20 protein-coding genes are annotated in these 21,226 nt (G+C 61.9%); 6 read left to right on the top strand and 14 right to left on the bottom strand.

Annotated elements, in window-relative coordinates; all coding sequences use genetic code 11:
• Positions 1–121: 121 nt before the first annotated feature.
• From ACYVHK_RS08720 to ACYVHK_RS08695, 6 genes are all read right to left on the bottom strand, one after another.
• Positions 122–1,258, bottom strand: a complete 1,137-nt coding sequence (locus ACYVHK_RS08720; RefSeq protein ID WP_460529968.1) for an ABC transporter permease — start codon at positions 1,256–1,258, stop codon at positions 122–124.
• Positions 1,255–2,511, bottom strand: coding sequence for a glycosyltransferase (locus ACYVHK_RS08715; RefSeq protein ID WP_460529965.1), 1,257 nt, complete (start codon positions 2,509–2,511; stop codon positions 1,255–1,257). Before ACYVHK_RS08715 ends, ACYVHK_RS08720 begins: the two co-directional genes overlap by 4 nt.
• Positions 2,511–3,440, bottom strand: coding sequence for an ABC transporter ATP-binding protein (locus ACYVHK_RS08710; RefSeq protein ID WP_460529962.1), 930 nt, complete (start codon positions 3,438–3,440; stop codon positions 2,511–2,513). The genes ACYVHK_RS08715 and ACYVHK_RS08710 overlap by 1 nt, the downstream gene beginning before the upstream one ends.
• Positions 3,437–4,393, bottom strand: coding sequence for an HlyD family secretion protein (locus tag ACYVHK_RS08705; protein ID WP_460529959.1), 957 nt, complete (start codon positions 4,391–4,393; stop codon positions 3,437–3,439). Before ACYVHK_RS08705 ends, ACYVHK_RS08710 begins: the two co-directional genes overlap by 4 nt.
• Positions 4,383–5,054 carry a CerR family C-terminal domain-containing protein gene (locus ACYVHK_RS08700; RefSeq protein ID WP_460529956.1) on the bottom strand — a complete coding sequence of 224 codons (672 nt, stop codon included), beginning with the start codon at positions 5,052–5,054 and terminating at the stop codon, positions 4,383–4,385. Before ACYVHK_RS08700 ends, ACYVHK_RS08705 begins: the two co-directional genes overlap by 11 nt.
• Positions 5,055–5,179: 125 nt before the next feature.
• The gene (locus ACYVHK_RS08695) at positions 5,180–5,557 is read right to left on the bottom strand and encodes a hypothetical protein (protein WP_460529953.1); all 378 of its coding nucleotides are present in this window, start codon (positions 5,555–5,557) and stop codon (positions 5,180–5,182) included.
• A gap of 154 nt (positions 5,558–5,711) precedes the next feature.
• Between ACYVHK_RS08695 and ACYVHK_RS08690 the strand changes: the two genes are divergently transcribed.
• Positions 5,712–6,299 (top strand): TetR/AcrR family transcriptional regulator, encoded by a 588-nt coding sequence (locus tag ACYVHK_RS08690; RefSeq protein ID WP_460529950.1) that lies wholly within the window; start codon positions 5,712–5,714, stop codon positions 6,297–6,299.
• A 25-nt stretch (positions 6,300–6,324) separates the two neighbouring features.
• On the opposite strand, the gene fghA is transcribed toward ACYVHK_RS08690, so the two are convergent.
• Together fghA and ACYVHK_RS08680 are read right to left on the bottom strand one after the other, a co-directional pair.
• Positions 6,325–7,179, bottom strand: a complete 855-nt coding sequence (fghA, locus tag ACYVHK_RS08685) for an alpha/beta hydrolase family protein (protein WP_460529947.1) — start codon at positions 7,177–7,179, stop codon at positions 6,325–6,327.
• A 139-nt stretch (positions 7,180–7,318) separates the two neighbouring features.
• Positions 7,319–8,767, bottom strand: coding sequence for an AGE family epimerase/isomerase (locus ACYVHK_RS08680; protein WP_460529944.1), 1,449 nt, complete (start codon positions 8,765–8,767; stop codon positions 7,319–7,321).
• A 148-nt stretch (positions 8,768–8,915) separates the two neighbouring features.
• On the opposite strand from ACYVHK_RS08680, the gene ACYVHK_RS08675 reads away from it, so the two are divergent.
• Complete coding sequence (locus tag ACYVHK_RS08675) at positions 8,916–9,698, top strand: MOSC domain-containing protein (protein ID WP_460529941.1); 783 nt, start codon at positions 8,916–8,918, stop codon at positions 9,696–9,698.
• 19 nt (positions 9,699–9,717) lie between these two features.
• Here the strand turns inward: ACYVHK_RS08675 and ACYVHK_RS08670 are convergent, their stop codons facing one another.
• The 6 genes from ACYVHK_RS08670 to dapC form a co-directional block, all read right to left on the bottom strand.
• On the bottom strand, positions 9,718–9,939 hold the full coding sequence (locus ACYVHK_RS08670; protein ID WP_460529938.1) for a hypothetical protein: 222 nt from the start codon (positions 9,937–9,939) through the stop codon (positions 9,718–9,720).
• Positions 9,940–9,966: 27 nt separating this feature from the next.
• Positions 9,967–11,574, bottom strand: coding sequence for a GGDEF domain-containing response regulator (locus ACYVHK_RS08665; protein WP_460529935.1), 1,608 nt, complete (start codon positions 11,572–11,574; stop codon positions 9,967–9,969).
• A gap of 206 nt (positions 11,575–11,780) precedes the next feature.
• Positions 11,781–14,366, bottom strand: a complete 2,586-nt coding sequence (locus ACYVHK_RS08660) for a TonB-dependent receptor (RefSeq protein WP_460529931.1) — start codon at positions 14,364–14,366, stop codon at positions 11,781–11,783.
• 235 nt (positions 14,367–14,601) lie between these two features.
• Positions 14,602–15,429, bottom strand: coding sequence for a 2,3,4,5-tetrahydropyridine-2,6-dicarboxylate N-succinyltransferase (dapD, locus tag ACYVHK_RS08655; protein WP_460529928.1), 828 nt, complete (start codon positions 15,427–15,429; stop codon positions 14,602–14,604).
• A gap of 63 nt (positions 15,430–15,492) precedes the next feature.
• The gene (locus tag ACYVHK_RS08650) at positions 15,493–15,819 is read right to left on the bottom strand and encodes an antibiotic biosynthesis monooxygenase (RefSeq protein WP_460529925.1); all 327 of its coding nucleotides are present in this window, start codon (positions 15,817–15,819) and stop codon (positions 15,493–15,495) included.
• Between the two features lie 14 nt (positions 15,820–15,833).
• Positions 15,834–17,030, bottom strand: coding sequence for a pyridoxal phosphate-dependent aminotransferase (gene dapC, locus ACYVHK_RS08645; protein ID WP_460529923.1), 1,197 nt, complete (start codon positions 17,028–17,030; stop codon positions 15,834–15,836).
• Positions 17,031–17,206: 176 nt separating this feature from the next.
• Here dapC and ACYVHK_RS08640 point away from each other — a divergent pair, with 176 nt between their 5' ends.
• From ACYVHK_RS08640 to mltG, 4 genes are all read left to right on the top strand, one after another.
• The gene (locus ACYVHK_RS08640; RefSeq protein WP_460529921.1) at positions 17,207–17,575 is read left to right on the top strand and encodes a hypothetical protein; all 369 of its coding nucleotides are present in this window, start codon (positions 17,207–17,209) and stop codon (positions 17,573–17,575) included.
• An 81-nt stretch (positions 17,576–17,656) separates the two neighbouring features.
• Positions 17,657–17,848 (top strand): YjfB family protein, encoded by a 192-nt coding sequence (locus ACYVHK_RS08635; protein WP_460529918.1) that lies wholly within the window; start codon positions 17,657–17,659, stop codon positions 17,846–17,848.
• A 156-nt stretch (positions 17,849–18,004) separates the two neighbouring features.
• A complete protein-coding gene (locus ACYVHK_RS08630; protein ID WP_460529915.1) occupies positions 18,005–20,029 on the top strand; it encodes an ATP-dependent DNA helicase in 2,025 nt (674 codons plus the stop codon).
• Between the two features lie 33 nt (positions 20,030–20,062).
• A complete protein-coding gene (gene mltG, locus ACYVHK_RS08625; protein ID WP_460529912.1) occupies positions 20,063–21,100 on the top strand; it encodes an endolytic transglycosylase MltG in 1,038 nt (345 codons plus the stop codon).
• Positions 21,101–21,226 lie beyond the last annotated feature (126 nt).

Raw genomic sequence — 21,226 nt, 5'->3', positions numbered from 1 at the left:
TACCTGAGTATGGAAACACACCGCCTGTATCGGCGGTTGCTGGCAGTGTAGGGGCATCGCCATGACATCGCCACCGACGGATGCTTAGGTTACTCGGTAGGGAGTCCCGGCAACCGCCGCCCTAATCCAGCGTCTTGCGGAACCGCTTCAATCCCACTGCCATCACCACGCAGATAAACAGCAGCAGCGGCCAGACGCTGGGCCAGAGTTCGGTCAGATGGCTGCCCTTGAGCATCACGCCGCGTATCAGCCGCAGGAAATGCGTCAACGGCAATACCTCGCCGATGGCCTGGGCCCAGGCCGGCATGCCGCGGAACGGGAACATGAAGCCCGATAGCAGCATGGAGGGCAGGAAAAAGAAGAAGGTCATCTGCATGGCCTGCGTCTGGTTGCGAGCCACGCTGGAGATCGTGATGCCGACGGTAAGGTTGGCGGCGATGAACAGCAGGATGCAACCAAGCAGTAGCAACAGGCTGCCGACAAAGGGCACGGCAAAGATGAACTTCGCAGCCAGGAGGATGACGCTGACCTGCACATAGCCGATCAGGATATACGGCGCGATCTTGCCGACCATGACCTCCAGCGGCCGGACAGGCGTGGCCAGCAGGTTTTCCATGGTGCCGCGCTCCACCTCGCGGGTGACGCCGAGCGCGGTCATCATGATCATGGTCATCGTGAGGATCACGCCCATCAGCCCCGGCACGATGTTGTACTGGGTAACCCCTTCCGGGTTGTAGCGGCGCTGGATGCGAACCTCGAACGGTGGGGCGCCGGGGGCGAGTCCCGCTAGCGGCCCGCGCAGGTCGTGGGCCAGCGCCGTCGTACTGAGTTGTTGTACGGCAGCGATGGCATTGCCCGTGGCGCTAGGGTCGGTCGCGTCGGCCTCCAGAAGGAGCGCCGGACGTTCACCGCGGATCAGCTTGCGCTCGAACCCGGCCGGAATGGTGAAGGCAAACTGCACCTCGCCGCGGGCCAGCATCTCGCTCGCTTCCGCGGCGCTGACTTCCGAGCGGGTGAGCTTGAAGTAACCGGATTGCGTCAGTGCGGCGACCAGCGAGCGGCTGGTCGTGCTGTGTTCCTCGGCCACCACCACGGTGGGCAGGGCTTTCGGGTCGCCATTGATGGCAAAGCCAAATAGCGTGAGCTGGATCAGCGGGATGCCGATCATCATGGCAAACGTCAGCCTGTCGCGGCGGAGCTGGATGAACTCCTTGAGCATGACCGCATAGAGGCGACCCAGGCTGAAACCGGCTGTCATGGTTGGGTACCTACCGGACGAAGTGTTTCGATCTGCTCGGCGATCCTGACCGCGGCCGGCACGTCGCCATGGCTTTGCAGTGCCCAGCGATGGCAGGCATCGGCAATGTCTTCGTTGCCGACCAGGCCATGCAGGGCCTTGATCCATTTGCCGGTGCTGGCTAGCGGCGCAATGCTGCGGCCGGCGCCCAATTTCTCCAGCCGGGCGGCATTGTCGAACTGGTCATGGGCGAAGGGGGTGATCAGTTGCGGCACGCCCGCCGCCAGGCTCTGCGCGAGGGTGCCGATGCCACCGTGGTGGACGAAGGCGGCCAGCTTGGGCAGCAGCAGGTCGAACGGCACATAGTTCACATGGCGGGCGAAGGCTGGCAGCTTTTCCGGCAACTGGTCGCGGTAAGGGGTGATCAGCACGGCGCGTAAACCCAGCGCATCGCAGGCGGCGAGGGCGCGTTCGAACACTGGCCGGCCGTGGGCCATGGCCGAGCCTGGCGTAATGCCTACCGGCGGTGGGCCCGATTGCAAAAAGCGCGCAAGCATGGGGTCGAGCACCGCACCGGTACTGGCATTCCAGCGAGGGAAGTCGGTAGTGATCGTATTGGCGGGCCAGTCGGGCTGCAGTGCGGCGAACCAGTCGGGGAAGGCGCAGATCACCTTCTGTGGCGAGTTGGCCCAATGGCTCATGACGCGCCGTGTGGGCGGCAGACCCAGCTCGGCGCGGAGCGCATTGAGGCCCGGCAGCACGACCGGGTCCATCCCCACGCGCTCGATAAGGCTCTGCAAGGGGCGCACCAGTCCGGTTGGCAGGCTGCGCAGCCAGCCCAGTCCGGGCCAGATGGCCGGATCGTGGGCCGAGAATAGGCAGCTGGGCGAAAGATGGACTGTTACACCGGGCAGGCCGAGCTTCTCCTGCGCCATGCGGCTGCTCCAGGCCAGCGTGCTGCCCACCAGGACGGTATCGCTGCGCGCATGGTCCAGCACTTGCTGGTAGGCCGCACGCAGGTGGACCCGCATGTGTTGCCAGACGATGGAGAAACTGCGGCGCGGATGCCAGAGGTCGGTATCGGCCACGGCGCGGTGGTAGTCTTCCAGCGTACCGACCTGGATATAGCCGAGGCCGGCCGCCTCGATACGCTGCTGAAAATAGGGGGAGGCAAGCAGCGAGACCTCATGGCCGCGTTGCCGCAATGCCTGGCCGATGGCCAGAAAAGGATAGACGTCGCCAGCGCTGCCGAAGCAGGAAATCAGGATATGCATCAGTGTGGAGAATAGTTGTCAGCGGATTGCCGCATCAGGTGAATGAATACGTCTTCCAGCGCAGGGTCGCCTTGCTGGATTGTCAGATCGGGGCGCCCCTGGTAGGGGGCGACGGTGGCCGCCAATGCGGCGGTATCGCTGCCGCTGACATGCAGTGCATTGCCAAAGCGGGTCACCATTTCCACGCCGGGGGCGGATTCCAGCGTGGTGACCAGGTCGCCAGCCGTGGGGCCGCTGATGGTCCAGGTCGTCAGTGCGGAGTCACGTACCAGTTCGGCCGGCGTGCCCATGGCCAGCAGCTTGCCGTAAGCGATATAGCCCAGCCGGTGACAGCGCTCGGCCTCGTCCATGTAGTGGGTGGAAACCAGCACGGTGATGCCCTCGTGCGCCAGCTTGTGGATCTCGTCCCAGAAGTCACGCCGTGCCTTGGGATCAACCCCGGCCGTGGGCTCGTCCAGCAGAAGCAGGCGAGGCTCGTGCAGCATGCAGGCAGCCAGCGCCATACGTTGCTTCCAGCCGCCGGAGAGGCTGCCGGCCATCTGGTGTTGACGGCCTTCCAGGCCTAGCCGTGCCAGCGCTTGGGAGACGCGCTCGGCCCGTTTGTCCATGCTGTAGACGCGAGCGACGAAATCGAGGTTCTCGCGGATGCTCAGGTCCTCGTACAGGCCGAAACGCTGGGTCATGTAGCCGACTTCGCGCTTGATCGCCGCAGCCTGCTTGACCACGTCGTAGCCCAGTGTGTGGCCCTGGCCAGCGTCGGGCGTGAGCAGGCCGCACATCATGCGGATGGAGGTCGTTTTGCCCGAACCGTTTGGGCCAAGAAAGCCGTAGATTTCTCCTCGCCTTACCTGCATGGAGAGATTGTCGACCACGGTCTTGTTACCGTAGCGCTTGGTCAGCCCACTGACATCAATGACGTGCTCGCTCATGGTGTCGCTCGGCTGATATCGATGGGCAGGCCGGGCCGCAAGCGTGCGGCGTCCTCGGGCTTGTCGAGCGTGGCTTCGGCCAGGAAAACCAGTTTGGCGCGGTTCTCCCGGCTGTAGATCACCGGTGGCGTGAATTCGGCTTCCCGCGCCACGAAGCGGACCGTCGCCGGCAGGCTAGCCTGGCAACCGTCGCAGGTGAGCCGTACCTTGCTGCCTACGGGCAGTCCGGCGATCAGCGGTTCCGGCACCCAGAAGCGGGCCTTGATCGCACCGGGTGCCAGCAGGCTGATCACGGGTGCGCCGGCCGGCACCCATTCCCCCGGGCGGTAGTAACGGTCTTCCACCCGTGCGGCAGCGGGGGCGTTGACGGATTTTTGCGTCAGCGTCCATTGGCGCTGGGCCAGTTGTGCGTTCGCAGCTGCGGAACCCGCCTGCGCGGCAAGGCGGCTATTGTCGCGGGCGGCCAGCTTGCCCGCACGCAGCTGGGCCTGCATCTCCTGTACCTGGGCGACGTCGGCATCGCGACGGGCCTTGAGTGCATCCAGGCTCGCGCCGGAGATGAAGCCCTGCTTGGCCAGCGCGCTCTGGCGCTGCAGGTCGCTCTCGGATTGCCGTTGTGCAGCCTGGGCCGCCTTGAGGCCAGCCTCGAGTACCGCCAGTTCATCAGGCCGTTTGCCGGATTCCAGATCGGCCGCCTGCGCCTCGGCTTGCGCCAGCTTGGCTTGGGCTTCGTCAACCGCTGCGCGTTCGCTGTCCTGCTCGAGCGTGAACAGTGCCTGGCCGGCTTGCACGGCATCGCCGCGGTCGACATTCAGCTGCGCCAGCCTGCCTCCTACCGGAGAGGCGACACGTATGGGCTCCGCTTCCACATAGCCGTGCAGGCTGCCGGCAGTCCGCTGCTCGCAGGCGGCCGAACCCAGACAGGCCAGCAGATACCATCCCTTACTTTGCATGATTGCTCCCTTGTGCCAGCGCCTGTAGGCCGGCCCATGAAAAAACCGCGATATGTTCGGCCAGCTCCTCGACGGCGCCCTGGCGCTGGTAGAAGTCGGGCCGCAGCAAGGTGACCAGCGGCCGCATGCCGACGTAGACCATGCTCTGGCCGACGATGCTCAGCCCGGCCCGGGCGACCTGGTCCTCGCTCACGTTCGGTCCGAGGATCTCCTTGAGCATGCCGAACAGTACGGCCGACTGGGGCTTGGTGAAGTACTCGAACATCACCTGCAAGGCCGGTGTCGGACTGGCGGCTTCCCGGACCATCAGGCTGGCAATGCGCGACGGGTTGGCCGGGTCCAGCATGCGTAGCACCAGGGCACGGACGAAGCCGGTAAAACGGGTTTGCAGCGGCATGTCGGTGGTGGCGGAGGGCAAGGGGGCATACATCATGGCGAGCCGGGCATGATGCTCGAGCACCGCCAGGTAGAGGCCTTCCTTGCCGCCGAAGTGATAGTTGATGGCGGACAGCCGTACCCCCGCGAGATCGGCAATATCCTTGACCCGTGCCGCCTTGAAGCCTTCAGCAAGGAAGACCTGGGTCGCGGCGTCGATCAGAAGCTGGCGGGTTTCATCGCCGACAACATGCTTGGCAGGGGGATTGGAGCGTTGGGTAAACATGGCATTTGGAAAAAGATTTCCAAATATTATCTAGAAAAAGATTTCCAAATAAAAGAGGCGCTGCAGCCTGGCCGACGATCGGTCGCCGTACCAGCTTGTGAGGAGTGGGTCTGAGGGGGGGGCGGCTAAGGCGCGGGGAGCGGTGGTTCCGTGTCCAGCGACTGCAGCAGGCGTTCGCACTCTTCCAGCATCTGCAGCGCGAGTGGAGAGTGATAGTTCGGGTCCAGCGCCTCGTTCATTTCATGCGCGGTATAGAGCCCGGCCTCGCGCGACAGGCTGGCGGCGATCTGCCGGGTAAAGCCATCGCTGAGCTCCGCCAGTTGTTTGCGCTCGGTCTGCGAAAGCTGGAGCTTATGGCGGGCGAGCCAATCGCCCAACTGGGCAACGCCCTGCGCCTCGTTCATCCATATGCCATGCTCGTAGAACAACACCAGCCGCTGGGCGCTCAGTGCGAACAGCAGGGCCTTGCGGGTAGAGAAGTCGAGCAAGGGAGCGGGTTTCATGATCTGGCGCGCTGGGCTGAATGGTACGAAGGGCCGCAGCCTACCATGGCTATCGCCATGGCGGTGCCCAGCAACGGATGAATGGTCCTGTACCGCAATTATCCATGATGATGGTAATGTATAATTGCTGTATCAGAGGATCAGGAGCATCGCCATGCGCGTCAGCCGGGAGCAAGCTGCAGAGAGCCGGGAGCGGATACTGGATACCGCCGCAAGAGTATTTCGCGAGAAGGGCTTTGATGGCATTGGCCTCGCAGATCTGATGAAGCAGGCGGGACTGACCCACGGCGCCTTCTACGGCCATTTTTCCTCCAAGGAAGACCTCATGGCTCAGGCCTCGGCGCGTGCCGGCACGGCAGCGGTGGCGGAGATGCGGCATATGGTGGAACGGTCACCGGATGAAAAGCCACTGACGGCTATCGCGCGGAGCTACCTGTCGGAGCGGCATCGTGCCAACCCGGGAGCAGGCTGCGTCATTGCTGCTCTGGGTGGCGATGTGGCGAGACAAGGGGAGTCCGTGCGCCAGGGCGCGCGTGCCGGGGTCGAGGCCAATATCGACTTCCTGGCCAGTGTCGCACCCGGCCGTAATGTGGCGAGCCGCCGAGAGAAGGCCATCAACCAGTACGCCACCATGGTGGGGGCCCTGGTGCTGGCACGGGTGGCGGAAGGGACCGAGCTGTCCGACGAAATCTTGCAGACGGTGATCGCTTCGCTCAGCGGCACGTCAGCAGCAAGCAAGTGAAGGGGCCGGCCAGCGCCCCCGCCCTTTAACCTGCCAGTATCTTCGCGTGGTGGGCCAGATGGTCGGCCATGAAGGTACTGATAAAGTAATAACCATGATCATAGCCAGCGTGCCGGCGCAGCGTCAGCGGCTGGTTGGCTACCTGGCAGGCGGCTTCGAACCGCTCGGGGTAGAGCTGCGTGGTCAGGAATTGGTCCGCCAGACCTTGGTCGATCAGGATGCCTTCCGGGTAAGGGGTGTTGGCCTGGGTCATCAGCACACTGGCGTCATGTGCCAGCCAGGCTGCCTTGTCGTTACCCAGATAACCGCCGAATGCCTTTTCGCCCCATGGGCACTCGCTCGGCGCGGCGATCGGTGCGAAAGCCGACAGGGAGCGGAATACACCGGGATGCCGCAAAGCCAGCGTCAAGGCGCCGTGCCCACCCATGGAGTGGCCAAAGATGCCCAGCCGTTTGCCATCGATCGGCAGCGTCGCCTGCAATAGCGGGAGTAGTTCGTCGATCAGATAGCTCTCCATCCGGTAGTGCTGGGACCACGGTGCTTCGGTGGCATCCAGGTAAAAGCCGGCGCCTGCCCCAAAATCCCAGCTGTCGGTCTCCCCGGCAACGCCCGCACCACGTGGGCTGGTGTCCGGCGCGATCAGGGCCAGGCCCAGTTCGGCCGCCAGACGCTGGGCGCCAGCCTTGATCATGAAGGTCTCTTCGGTACAGGTCAGCCCCGCAAGATAGAGCAGGGCAGGGACCGGGCCGGACTGTGCTGCGGGCGGCAGGTAGACCGAAAAACGCATCGGCAGGCCGATCACGCGCGACGCATGGCGGTAGAAATGCTGCACACCGCCAAAGCAGGCGTGCTGGTTCAGGGTTTCAAGCGTGGCGGACATCAGCGCACCGCTACCGAGTAGATGGAAACTCCGGATTTCATCAGGTCAAAGCCTTTGTCGATATACCCCGGGCGGGGCAGGTTTTCTTCATAGGCGGCCTGGCCTGCTTCGGCAAGCCAGCGCCGGTTCTTGATACTGGCTAGTGCCGGTCGATCTGGATACTGACGCGCTGCACACGTACGCCATCCTGCTGCAGCTTGTCGATCCGCTGCACCTTGCCATCAAAGGTATAGGGCTTGAAGTTGGCCGCGGTGCGGTTGCCAGGCAGGGCATAGTAGAGCGTAGCCGGCTTGCCGCTGAGTGCCTGCGCGGCCAGGTAGTTCACCACGCTGTGCTCGAGCGAGTGAAAACCGTTCTTCCACAGGTGCTGTTTGATCTGCCCGGGGTTGGCCACGCCATCCGCCGGCAGGCCACCCCAGACTTCGCCGTGCTCCTTGTCGACAAAGTGTTCCAGCCACCAGTTGCTGGCCGATTGCCAGCGCGCCGGGTCGTCGCCCTCCATCACGGCGAGCGTTGCGGCGGCCTGGTCGAGTTCGGCATAGATCCACCAGCTCTTGCCGGGTTTGGTGCTGCCGTCTTCGGCCAGTTTCTCGCCCCAACTGCTGCTTTGTGCAACCCAGGCTTGGTCCAGCGTCTTGCGCATGCCATCACGGGCAAAAGCCGCCAGTTGGGTGTCGTGGTTCTGCCGTGCGCCGAGATAGAGCATCCAGTAGGCCTTCACCGTATGGCCAAAGTCATTGTGGCGGCCATCGGCAGATTCGCTGTCCGGCAAACCCTGGGTACCCCAGAAGCGTCCGCTGGCGGGATCATGGAAGTGCTTGACCATTGCCTTGGAGAGCGCGGCGATATCCGCACGCCATTGCTGCTTGAGCGGTCCCTCGGGCAAGACCGGGGTGACCAGGATCAGGTAGGCATTGAGCTGGTCCAGGGTTGCCACCAGCTCCTCGCGCTTTGCGTCACCGGAACCGTTGTCCTTGATCACCCAGCGGATCAGGCCGGTCTTCTTGTCGAGATAGCTGGTGAGGATGTGTTGCTTGAGCTTGATCAGGTCCGACAGTACCAGCGGGTCGCGGGTCAGGTAGTAGTAAGCCGCGAGGCCCAGGCCGGCGTAGGCGAGGTCCTGCGAAGGGCGCTGGCCGACGGCCGGCAGTGGCTTGCCGTTCTCGTAATAGCTGGCGGCGCTGCCGGTCTTGCGGTCCAGTGCCCGGTTGCGCAGGTCGCTCACGCCGGCCTGTGCCAACTTCAGCAGCTTCACATCCCCGGTCAGGTGAAAGCCCATGGCATAGGCGTAGATCTGGCGTGACTGCATGCGCACGTATTCGCGATTCAGCTCCGGCTTGATCCAGGCGGGTGGATTGGCGAACTCCGGGCAAGGATTGCTGGCCACATACAGGCTGCCGTCATTGCAGCGGAAGGTGGGGAAGCGACCGACCGGTTCACCTTGGGCGGCTGGTTGGGTCCACCAGGGCAGCAGGTCCTTCTGGGCATGGTCCAGCCAGGTTTGCCCCTGGGTCACATCAGCGGCCTGCCCGAACAGGGCGGCGCCAGCCAGCAGGGTGGCGAGCAAGGTAGCGGAAAAAGTAGTCATGCACGCTCCGACAGAGAGGGAGGGCAGGAGTTTAATCGCCAGCCGCGATATATACCCACTGCGTTGCAGCACTTGTCTCGTCGATAGTCTCATTGCAGACTACTCTTCTTCCCTGACGTCGGTCACAACGATAAGCGCTGGAGCCACCATGCATCTTTCCGAAATCTACCTGCACCCCCTCAAGTCCTGCCGCGGAAACCTCGTGGAATCGGCCATCGTCGAATCCATGGGCTTGCAGCACGACCGCCGCTGGATGCTGGTGGATGACAAGGATGGCTTCCTTACCGGGCGAGCCTATCCGCGCATGGTGCTGATCGAAGTGGAGGCCGACGAGACCGGGGCGACCTTCCGGGCGCCTGGGCTTGATCCCTTGCGGGTGGAAAGCGCAGACCTGCGGGACCGGCAGGAAGTGCCGGTATGGCGCAGCCGGTTCGAGGCGCGTATCGGCCATGACGAGGCCGACTTCTGGTTTTCCGACTATCTGGGGGTGAATTGTCGCCTGGTCCATATCGGCCCGGAAACCCAGCGCCGCACCAATGCCGATCCGAGCGTGCCGGTCGGCTTTGCCGATGGTTACCCCTTGCTGCTGATCGGTTCTGCATCCTTGGCGGAACTCAACGGTCGACTGGACCAGCCCGTCAGCATCCGGCAGTTCCGGCCCAATCTGGTGATCGAAACCAGCGTGCCGTTCATTGAAGACAGCTGGACGCAGATACGGATTGGCGAGGTCACTTTCGAGAACATGAAACTGTGCTCGCGCTGCATCTTCACGACGGTCGACCCCGATACCGCAACCCTGCACGGACAGCAGCAGCCGCTGGAGACGCTCAACGGCTATCGGCGCCAGGAGGATGGCACTATGTTCGGTATCAATCTGGTGGCGCGCAGCCTGGGCCTGCTCAAGCAGGGCGACAAGCTGACGGTGCTTTGAGGATATGGCGCCGCAGGCTTTATTGATCGTCGTGCGAGCGCGGCGGATTGCGGCGCCGGTTATGCATGATCCAGCCGATGAGCAGGATAGGTATAAGTAGGCAGACGGAGCGGAAGATCAGCGCGTCGTGCTTGTCCAGGTGTCCGATCCAGGTCAGGAAGGGGCGCGCCAGCGAGCCGGCGGCCCACAGCGACAGCCCGGTCAACAGGGCTGCGATCAAAAGTGCAGCGAGTTTGGACATGTATGAAGTGTAGAACGCGAACGGGGACTAATCGCGGCTGACAACCCGGTCACGGCCCGCGCGCTTGGCCTCGTACAAGGCTTCGTCCGCGTCTTTGATCAGGGCCTCGCCGCTGCTGATACGGGGGAAGTTGGCAACACCGCTGGAGAAGGTGGTGTTGAACCAGGTCTCGTTGAACGGATGCTTGATCTGGCTGAAGTCACGACGGATACGATCCAGCACCTGGAACGCCTGCTGACCGTTGGCACCCGGCAAAGCAACCATGAACTCTTCTCCGCCATAGCGGCCGATGATGTCCGTCTTGCGCAGGCGCTGCTTCAGCAACCAGGCCAGGCTGCGGATGATCTGGTCACCGACCGGATGGCCGTAGCTATCGTTCACCTTCTTGAAATGGTCGATATCGATCATAGCGACCGCCAGCGGTTCGTCTTCTACCGCGGCGCTGTTGACCGCCGCATCCAGCCGTTGCTTGGAACTGGTGTGGTTCAGTAGGCCGGTCAGGCTGTCATGGAACATCGAACGGCGTAGTGAACGGTACCGCTCGATCTTGCTGTTGACGATGGCATTGAGAATGACCGGGTTGAATGGCTTGGTCAGGAAATGGTCGCCACCCAGGCGCAAGGCATCGATCTGCAGCGCGACATCGGTCTCGCCAGAGAGATACACAATGGGGATGGACAGGAATTCGGCATGCTGGCGGATGACCCGGGCGGCTTCCACGCCGGTACAGCCCGGCATGTACATGTCCATCAGGATCAGGTCAGGCTGGTAGCGCTTGAGGGCGGTCAACACCTCGCGCGGCTGGGCAATCGCAAAGCTCTCGATGCCACTCTCGCGCAGGGTGCGTTGGATCAGCTTGCTGGCAGTCAGGGAGTCCTCGACGACCAGCACCCGGTAGGGGGCTTCTTCCTCGCTGCCGCTAAGCTCCATGATCTTGCCCATGATGGCGGGCTGCGGCGTGCCACGGGCAAAGCAGAAGTTGCAGCCTGCGCCCAAGGCGGACTGCAGGTTGATGAAATCACCTTCGATATTGAGCCCGACGATGCGGCTGGCCGAGAAATGGCTACGCAGGATACGGATGCGCTGGCCGATTTCTTCCATCGCCAACCCCATCGTGTCGATCAGCAGGATCGCGGGTTCTTCCTGGTTACGCGGGATGTTCTGCCAGCCAAAGACCTCGACATGGATGCCGTAGTAGCCCAGTTGGGTGGTGAGATCGCGCCAGGGGACCATGCTGCTGCCAACAAACCAGACACGACGGTTGGGCGGGATGTCGACACTGACGGCTTCCCGCTCGTGGCCCGTCCGCCGGTCTTCTACCGGGCGGTTGCTGTTTTCGATAAAACTGGCAATGCGCGCGGCCAGCCCTTCGGCCCGGCTATCAAGCTCCTTGAGCGAGTCGGGCGGAACAGGGTGGCTGTTTTCGTCCCCGAACAGGGCCAGGGCCTGCTGTTCAAGGTCACGTGCTATCTGGTTGAGGCCGGACAAGCCCTTGCCATGCAGGAACTCTGCAAAGCTCGACAAGGTCACGGCGAACTCGACGAACTGCTCGAACCGGGGTGCTGCCTTGTAGGCGTGCCAAGTCGCCGTCAGCGCTTGGGATTTCTTTTCCAGTTCAGCGGGGGGGCAGGACATTCGTCGATCAACGAAAAAGGGGTGGGCGAGGCATGATTCTAATACGCCGCAGGCGGTCTGCGCCTGAAATGTCTTCTTGTTCTCATGCTATTTCGGCGTGAATTGTGGTCTACAAGGCATAAAAAGCCGGGCGGAGCCCGGCTTTCAAGTGCTGCTGCCATCGGAACCTGCTTGCAGCTGCAGGTCCCGATGATAGTTTGCTGCGATTACTTGAACTTGTAGTTCACCGAGCCGTAGAAGAAGCGGCCGCGGATATCGTGAACCTGAGCGAAGCCCAGAGTACGCGTATCGTTGTTGGCGAACGGCGGTTCGGTATCGAACAGGTTCTTCACGCCAGCCGACAGGGTCAGATCCTTGAAGCCTTTGTAGCTGCTGGCCAGATCGACAGTGGTGAACGAGGCGATCATTCTGTCGGTTGCAGTTGCTTCCTTTGATGCAGTGGCTTGCGGCTTGTCCAGCATGTGCGGCAAGTGTGTAACGACGATACGGGTATTGGTCGCACCTAGGTCCATGGAACCGTTGAAGGTGACCTTGTAGCGAGGCAGGTTCAATAGACCCAGGCGACCGTACTGGGGCGTGCCCGGCAGGTCGGAATAGTCATACTGCTCGTAGTAGGTCACGTCGGTGCCCAATGACAGGGCAGCACCACCGGCCTTGAAGCGCACGGTGTTGGTGAAGTCGAAGCCCTTGATGTTGCGGGTGCCGAGGTTGGCTTGGCCGCTCTGGATGCTGACCACGGTACCGCCAGTGTCACGCTTCACGCCCAGCAGCGGGCTGCCTGGCAGGGAAGAGAAGGTGCCGGCTGCGTACGGCGAGTTGTCGAGCACATACTGGGTCGGAACCAGGCCGATTTCGTCCGTCTTCTCAATGATGAAGTAGTCGAGACCAACGGTCAGGTTGCGGTTGGGCTCGAACACGATGCCGAAGTTCATGCTCTTCGACTGTTCCGGCTTGAGCAGCGCGTTACCGCCCGAGAAACGGTCGTACTGCAGACGCGAACACTTGGAGCGATCAATGCCGCGGACCACGCAGCCAGGGAAGTCCTGGACCGAGTCGGCGCTCTGGTTCTGGCCACCAAACAGGTCGCGCAGCGACGGCATCTTGAAGCCTTCCGAGTAGGAGCCGCGGAACAGCAGCGACTGAACTGGCTGGAAGCGCAGGGCAACCTTAGGCGTCGTCGAGTTGGTACCACCTTCGTAGCTGTCGTAGCGCAGTGCGAACTGGGCTTCCAAGTTCTTCAGGATAGGCACGGCCAGTTCGGTGTAGACAGCCTTGGAATCACGCGAACCGACTGCAGCCGATTGCGCGATGGAGCCGAAGATGTTACCGGCGATCTGATCCCCGTTCGGCTGGTCCTTCAGCTTCTCTTTGGCTGCAACGACGCCAACGGCGAAGCCCATGGGGCCGGCGGGAAGGTCGACCAGTTCACCAGACAGCTTGCCTTCCACGAATTCGTAAGTGGTTTCACCACGACGCACGGCGTGTGCGTTCAGGGAGTCCATCACGGCTTGGCTGTTGTTGGTCGCAAACGGGTTGAACGTGCCGTTAGCAATCGCGGTGAACAGCTTGTCGCTCAGGAAGTAGCCACCGTCGGTGTTGACCGACTTGTTCTTGGCTTGGCCAACAGCAACGTTGTAGTCATAGGCGCCGAGGGAGCCGTCAACACCGACCACAAAGCGGGTAGCCTTGGATTCGTTATCTGTGGTGCGTGGACCGGCTTGCAGCGGACGGCCACGCACCGAAACGGCTTGACCGTACTTGTTGCTCGGATGGTTGGCCGGCACGGTGAAGATGGCTGGTGCAGGCGCAGCGGTCAGGGAAGTGTCGTTCTCGCTGTACAGTACTTCGGCGAACAGGCGGGCGTTGTCGGCCAGCTTGAAACTGCTCGAGACGAACGCGCTCTTACGCTCCGTTGGGCTGTAGGTCGGACGGTACGGCGCGAAGTCGAATACGCAGCTGGTGCCGTTGCCCAAGGGCGACGGTGTGACCAACAATTCGGGTGATGGGCAAGGGGCGTACGGTTCCCATTGATTGGTCTTGGGGTTCAGTACGTTGCCACTAGGTGCATAGGTGGACAACTGGTTGCCGGTGGGGCCGATGAAACGGCTGTAATCGCCGGTGCGAGTACGTTCACGGTCCAGGTTCGTGATGATGCCGCGCTTGTACCAGTTGACGTTGGCCAAGACGTTAAAGCCTTGGTTGTTGTAGTCCCCATAACCGCCAGTCACGGAGGCGCTGCGCTCAGCGCCATCTCCGCGCTCGGTGATGCCATAGCCAGCGGTTGCTTCGGCGCCTTGGTAGTCCTTGCGGGTGATGAAGTTGATGACACCCCCGATAGCGTCGGCGCCATAAATAGCGGAGGCGCCGTCCTTCAGCACCTCAACGCGCTCGATCGCGCCAATGGGAATGGTATTCAGGTCGGCAAACTGGCCGTCGAAGCCATAATTGGCAATGCGGCGGCCGTTCAGCAGAACGACGGTCTGGTCGCCGGCCAGGCCACGGAAACTCGCAACAGCGGTGCCCGAGGTGTTGGGGCTGTTGGAAGTCAAATCATCGTTGAAGCTGGACATGTAGGCCAGCGAGCGCAGCAGCTCGTTGGTCGAGGTAATGCCCTTTTGCTGGATTTCTTCTTTTTTGATCACGGCGACAGGCAACGGGCCTTCGGCATTGATCCGCTTGATGTTACTGCCAGTGATCGAAATTTTTTCAACCGCTTCATCTGCGGCGTGAGCGAAGCCGATGGCGGCGAAGCCGATCAGGCTGAGGGCGTAAGCGATACGCTTGACTTGCATTGATGTGTACTCCCGAGAGGTCATTTCATGGCAAATACCGCCTTGTTGACGGTATTTCCAAGCTCGGGTGGGATCACCACCCGCACCAGATTGGTGCGTGGCACCAATCAAGCAGCGGGCGATGCTAATCAAGCAGTCACTAATTAACAAAAAAATGTAAAAGTTACGTCTAAGTGTTACAAGTTATGTTTCTATTTGGCAACACTTTGGCGTTTTGCTGCGGGTTCGCCCGTGCTTAGACGCCGCGGAGCAGGTCATTGATGCTGGTTTTTGCCCGTGTTTTTGCATCTACCTTCTTCACGATCACGGCGCAATAAAGGCTGTACTTGCCATCGGCGCTAGGCAGGTTGCCGCTTACCACGACGGAGCCAGCAGGTACACGACCGTACGTCACTTCGCCGGTTTCGCGGTCATAGATCTTGGTGCTTTGGCCGATGTAGACACCCATCGAGATGACCGAGCCTTCTTCCACGATCACGCCTTCCACGATCTCGGAACGGGCGCCGATGAAGCAGTTGTCTTCGATGATGGTGGGGCTGGCCTGTAGGGGCTCCAGTACGCCGCCGATGCCCACACCGCCGCTCAGGTGCACGTTCTTGCCGATCTGGGCGCAGGAGCCGACGGTGGCCCAGGTATCGACCATGGTGCCTTCATCGACATAGGCGCCGATGTTCACATACGAGGGCATCAGCACCACGTTCTTGCCGATAAAGCTGCCGCGGCGCGCCATGGCTGGCGGTACCACGCGGAAGCCGCCGGCGCGGAAGTCGGCTTCGCTATAGCTGGCGAACTTGCTGTCGACCTTGTCGAAGAAATTGGTTTCGCCGCCGTGCATCAGCTTGTTGTCGTTGGCGCGGAAGGACAGCAGGACGGCCTTCTTGGCCCATTCGTTCACGATCCACTGGCCGTCGTGCTTCTCGGCGACGCGCAGGGTGCCGCGATCCAGCTCCAGGATCACCTGGTCGATGGCGCCACGCAGTTCCGGCGAGATATTGCTTGGGCTGATTTCGGCGCGGTTCTCGAAAGCGGTTTCGATCACGGATTGCAATGGGTGCTGGCTCATGGTGCTTCCTTCTGGAATGTGGCGAAGTCGAAAGGTTTGGAAACGAATGTGTAAGTGTTCATGTCAGGCGGCCAGCCGGCTGGCAGGGTGGGCGATGCTGCCATCGCCGTAGCTGCGCAAAACCTGCGAAATGATCACCTGGTAGCCTTGCAGCCATTCGCCGTAACGGCGCTTGGCTTCGATGTGCCGCGGGTCTGCCATCAGCTCGCGCAAGCCGGCTTCGTCTGACCAGTAGTAGACGTTCGCAATGCGACCGGTCTTTGGGTCCTCCCAGGCGTCTTCGCCCAGGTAACCGGTACTGGCACGTGCGGCGGCGGCTATCTGGCCGTCGAGCGCGTGGAAGGCCTCGTCAAACTGCCTGGTGTCAAAGATGAAGGTGGCGGAGTACATGCTGGGGCTCCGGGCTACTGGCCGGCAAACTCGGCCAGGCGTCGCGCGCCTTCGACGCAATCGGCCAGTGGCGCCACCAGGGCAATGCGTATCCGGCCCGCGCCGGCATTGACGCCATGCGCTTCTCTTGCCAGATAGCTGCCGGGCAGGATGGTGACATGGCACTGCTCGAACACGGCCCGGGTGAATGCGGCATCGTCACCGCCAAAGCGGGCTGGTACCTTTGCCCAGAGATAGAAGGCAGCATCCGGCCACTGCGCCGCCATGGGACTGGCCAGCAAGGGCACGACGGCCTCGAACTTGGCGCGGTATTCGGCCCGATTGGCTTCAACATGGGCTTCGTCGCGCCAGGCGGCTGCGCTGGCGGCCTGCACGGTGGCTGACATGGCTGAGCCATGGTAGGTGCGGTACAGCAGGAAGCCCGCCAGGATGTCGGCGTCGCCCGCCACAAAACCGGAGCGCAGGCCGGGCGCGTTCGATCGCTTGGACAGGCTGGAAAACACCACTAGGCGACGGTAGTCCCGGCCTAGCTGCTGCGCGGCCTGCAGGCCGCCCAGCGGAGGCTGGTCGAACCAGATTTCGGAATAGCACTCGTCGCTGGCTATCACGAAGCCATATTGGTCCGACAAGGCAAACAGCTGGGACCAGTCGTCCAGCGACATCACGGCGCCGGTCGGGTTGCCGGGGGAGCAGACAAATACGATCTGGGTCCGTTGCCAGACGGCCTCGGGCACGCTTTGCCAGTCCGGCTGGAACGCGCGGTCCGCCAGGCAGTTCAGGTAATACGGCGTTGCGCCGGCCAGCAGCGTTGCACCCTCATAGATCTGGTAGAAGGGGTTGGGTGAAATGATGATCGGCTGCTTGTCGCCGCTCGCGTCCACTACTGCCTGGACAAAGCTGAACAGGGCTTCGCGGCTGCCGTTGACCGGCAGTACCTCGCGCGCCGGATCGGGCCGCGAAATGCCGTAGCGCCCGGCCAGCCAGTCTGCAATGGCGCTGCGCAGATCCGCGGAGCCCAGGGTGGCGGGGTACTGGGCCAAGCCACCGAGGTTGGCCGTTAAGGCTTCGGTAAGCAATGCTGGTGTAGGGTGCTTGGGTTCGCCGATAGACAGGTCGATATGCCGCAGTGCCGGATTGGGCTGGGCATCGGCCAGCAGGCCCTTGAGACGCTGGAACGGATAGGGCTGAAGTCGGTCTAGCAGCGGATTCACGATGGATGACCTGTTCTGGCGGCGGGCAAGTTGCGCGCGATGACTGGAAAGCCGTCGATTATAAATCAGAGCGACCGGGCTGCTGTGGCCTGTTGCAAACAAAGCCTGCGGCGGCGCAAAGCTGCCGCTACACTACGCGCCTTCCTTGCGCCCGAATGCTTTTGGAGTCTTTACGAATGATGTCGAACTCGCTTGTGTCTTTTGCCGCTGGTCGTGCGCTGGTGGCGGGTCTGCTGGCTGCGGCGATGGTGGTGCCTGCTGTGGCCGATACGGCACCGGTCGTTCCGTCTGCACCCCTGCAGGCAGATGCGCCACTGCCGGGTGATACGCCGGCGGCCGCCGTACCCATCAGCAAACCCAAGCGCGTCGTGGCGACATCCAGTCGTGCTGGCAGCAAGTCCGGCAAGGCGATTGCCGGGGGCTCCCGCAAGGGTAGCAAGGCTACGGCGACCAAGGGCGGCAGCAAGAAGGTGCTCAGCGCCAAGACCAAGGGCGGCGCCGGTAAAACAAAATCTGCGGTGCCGCTAAAGAAACGCAAAAAGTAGCCGATAGCTGCTTACAGGCTTGTGTTTTGACGGCCGCCCAACGCTGCAGAGTTGGCCCCTTGGGGGTCTGAGAGGATGAAAATGGATATTTCCAGCATGGCAAGCGCGATTTCCGACCAGGCGGCTGCCAACACGGCATCGACTGCGGCTATCCTTACGCTGCGCAAGGCGATGGATATTCAAGCCCAGAACGCGGCCACACTGCTCGAGGCGCTGCCGCAGCCCCCCAGCAACCCGGCGCACCTGGGTAACTCGGTGGATGTGCGCGCCTGATCCTTCTGGCGCGGTCCGCAGTGAAAAAACGCCGCTCCTGTAGCGGCGTTTTGCATGGTTGTCGTGACGAAACGGATGTCTTTGGCGGGCTACGCGGGGAGGGCGGTGGCGGCATGCTAGAATCGCCGCGCTTTTCCTACTCGTATCTACCCATCCGTGACCACGCTCGACGACGTATTTTCTGAAGATGGCTTGTTCAGCCAAGCCATGCCAGGCTATCGACCACGCCCGCAGCAGGTGGAGATGGCGCAGGCGGTCGAGCGTGCCATCAAGGAGAAGAAGCCGCTGATCGCTGAGGCCGGCACCGGTACCGGCAAGACCTACGCCTATCTGGTACCTGCGCTGCTATCCGGTGGCAAGGTCATCGTCTCGACGGGTACCAAGACCCTGCAGGACCAGCTGTTCCACCGTGATTTACCCAAGGTGCGAGCGGTACTCAAGGTGCCCGTGACTACGGCGCTGCTCAAGGGGCGTGCCAACTACGTCTGTACCTATCATCTGCAGCGTGCGCTGGCGGATGGGCGCTTCGCCCGCAAGGAGGACGTTACCCATCTGCAGGCTATCGCCCGTTTTGCCGCTACGACCAAGGATGGTGACAAGTCGGGCTGCAACACCGTGCCGGAATCCTCGCCGGCCTGGCAGCACGCCATTTCGACCCGTGACAATTGCCTGGGCTCGGATTGCCCGAATTTCCAGGACTGCTTTGTCATGCAGGCCCGGCGCCAGGCGCTGGATGCCGATGTCGTCGTCGTGAATCACCATCTGTTCTTTGCCGACGTGTGGCTGAAGGATGAAGGCGCGGGTGAATTGTTGCCGCGCTGCAATACGGTGATCTTTGACGAAGCGCACCAGTTGCCGGAGGTCGCCAGCCTGTTCTTTGGCGAGACGGTTGCGTCGGGCGCCCTGCTGGAGCTGGCGCGTGACAGCCGTGCCGAGGCGCTGGCTGCTGCCAAGGATTTTGTCCATCTGCCTGCCGCCGCATTGGCACTCGATAAATCCACCCGTGACCTGCGGTTGGTGTTCGGCCCCGAAAGCAACCTGCGCGCACCGCAACACCAGTTGGCTGAGAATCTGGAGCTGCATGCAGCACTGTTCGATTTGGAAGAAAAACTCACCGCACTGGTGAATCTGCTGATCGACCAGGCCGAGCGCTCGGAAGGGCTGGAGAACTGCCGCCGCCGTGCGGCTGAACAGCTTGGTGTGCTGCGCAACTGGCGCACCGCCAGTGGCGGGAGTGCCGACGCGCCGGTCACCATTCCGCCCGCTGGCAGCGAGGCTGCCAAGAAGCAGGCCAATTCGCTCGATGCGGTTTACTGGCTTGAAGTCAGCCCGCACGGCTTCCAGCTCAATATCACGCCGCTGGATATTGCCCGACTGTTTGCCAAGCAGATGAACGAAGAGCGCGCCTGGGTGTTCACCAGCGCAACGCTGGCCATGAACGGCAACTTCAAGCACTACACCCATGAAATGGGTTTGTGGGATGCCGAACAAGCGGCGTGGGAATCCCCCTTCAATTACAAGCAGCAGGCCTTGCTCTATGTACCGCAGGGCTTGCCGGACCCGAACAGCCGGGATTACACGGCGGCCGTGGTCAATGCCGCCTTGCCATTGATCAAGCTCTCGGAAGGCCATGCCTTCCTGCTGTTCACCAGCCTGCGGGCCATGCGTGAAGCCTACGATCTATTGAACGCGCAGCTACCGTCTTTCGGTTTGAAATACCCCTTGCTGCTGCAAGGCGAGGGGACCCGTACCGAATTGCTGGAGCGTTTCCGTACGCAGCCGAATGCGATCCTGGTTGCCAGCCAGACTTTCTGGGAAGGTATTGACGTCAAGGGCGAGCAGTTACGACTGGTCGTGATCGACAAGTTGCCATTTGCCTCGCCGGACGATCCGGTGCTGGCGGCTCGCATCGACAAGATCAACAAGGCCGGCCGCAACGCCTTTATTGAGTACCAGTTACCGCGGGCCGCCATTACCCTCAAGCAGGGGGCAGGACGTTTGATACGTGATGAGACGGACCAGGGTGTGCTGATGATCTGTGACCCACGGCTGGTCGATAAGCCCTACGGCAAGCAGATATGGAAAGCCTTGCCGCCGATGCTGCGAACCCGCGAGCTGAACGTGGTGGAGCGTTTCTTCGCCCGGATGAAGGGCCAGGCTTCAGCGCCTGTGCAGGAATGATGACGATGGCGATGCCGGTTCAGGGAGATCAAGTTGGCACGTAAACGCGCCCAGAAGAAAAAAGCATCCGGCTTTGGCCGCCTGCTGGCCATGCTGTTCTTGCTGACACTGCTTGCTGCCGTAGCAACGGGGGCGTATGTGTGGCGTTACGCCAATACACCCATGCCGCTTGAGCAGGCGCCGCGGGATTTCGTGCTCGAGCGTGGTACGACCATGCGCATGGCGGCCAATCAACTGGCAGCGGAAGGCCTGGTTACCGAGCCTTGGCTGCTGACCCAGCTTGCCCGCCTGACGGGCACTGCCAGCCGTATCAAGGCGGGCAGCTACGAAATTGCACAGCCTATTACCCCCTTGCAACTGCTGGCCAAGCTCAGCGATGGCGACGTGACGAGCGCTACGCTGACGATCGTGGAGGGCTGGAACTGGCGACAGGTCAAGGCGGCGCTTGCCAAGAACCCCGATCTGCGGCACGACCTCGTCAATATGGATGACGCGGCCGTACTGGCTGCGCTGGGAGCCCAGGTCAGCCATCCTGAGGGCTTGTTCTTTCCCGATACCTATCACTTTGCCAAGCAAAGCTCGGATGTACAGGTTCTCAAGCGCGCCTACGAGGCGATGCAGAAGCAACTGTCGGTGGCCTGGGAGTCGCGCACGGCCAACGTGCAGCTGAAATCGCCGTACGACGCCCTGATACTGGCTTCCATCATCGAGAAGGAAACCGGCACGGCCAAGGACCGGCCGATGATCGCGTCGGTATTCCATAACCGGATGGCCATCGGTATGCGTTTGCAAACGGACCCGACGGTCATTTATGGTTTGGGTGAGGCGTTTGACGGCAATCTCAAGCGTATCCACCTGGAAACCGATACGCCATATAACAGTTACACGCGCGGCGGCTTGCCACCTACGCCGATTGCCATGCCAGGCATGGCCGCATTGCTGGCGGCGACCAATCCGGCCCAATCCAAGGCCTTGTATTTTGTCGCCAAGGGTGATGGCAGCTCGTATTTCTCCAGCAATCTCGCCGAGCATAATCAGGCCGTGCGCCGCTATCAGTTGGGCGGGCGTTGATGCCCGAACCGTAGCCCCGTGATGCCGGCCGTACAATGTATACAATCCGATATGATCAGTTGCGACAGGTTTTTGTTCGCGCATTCTATTCATTTGGCATAATCCGCCCCCGTCACTGACCGGTAC

This window comes from Chitinimonas naiadis, assembly GCF_054780835.1.
The sequence above is the reverse complement of the archived record's forward strand: the minus strand, read 5'-3'. Positions and strand labels throughout refer to the sequence as shown.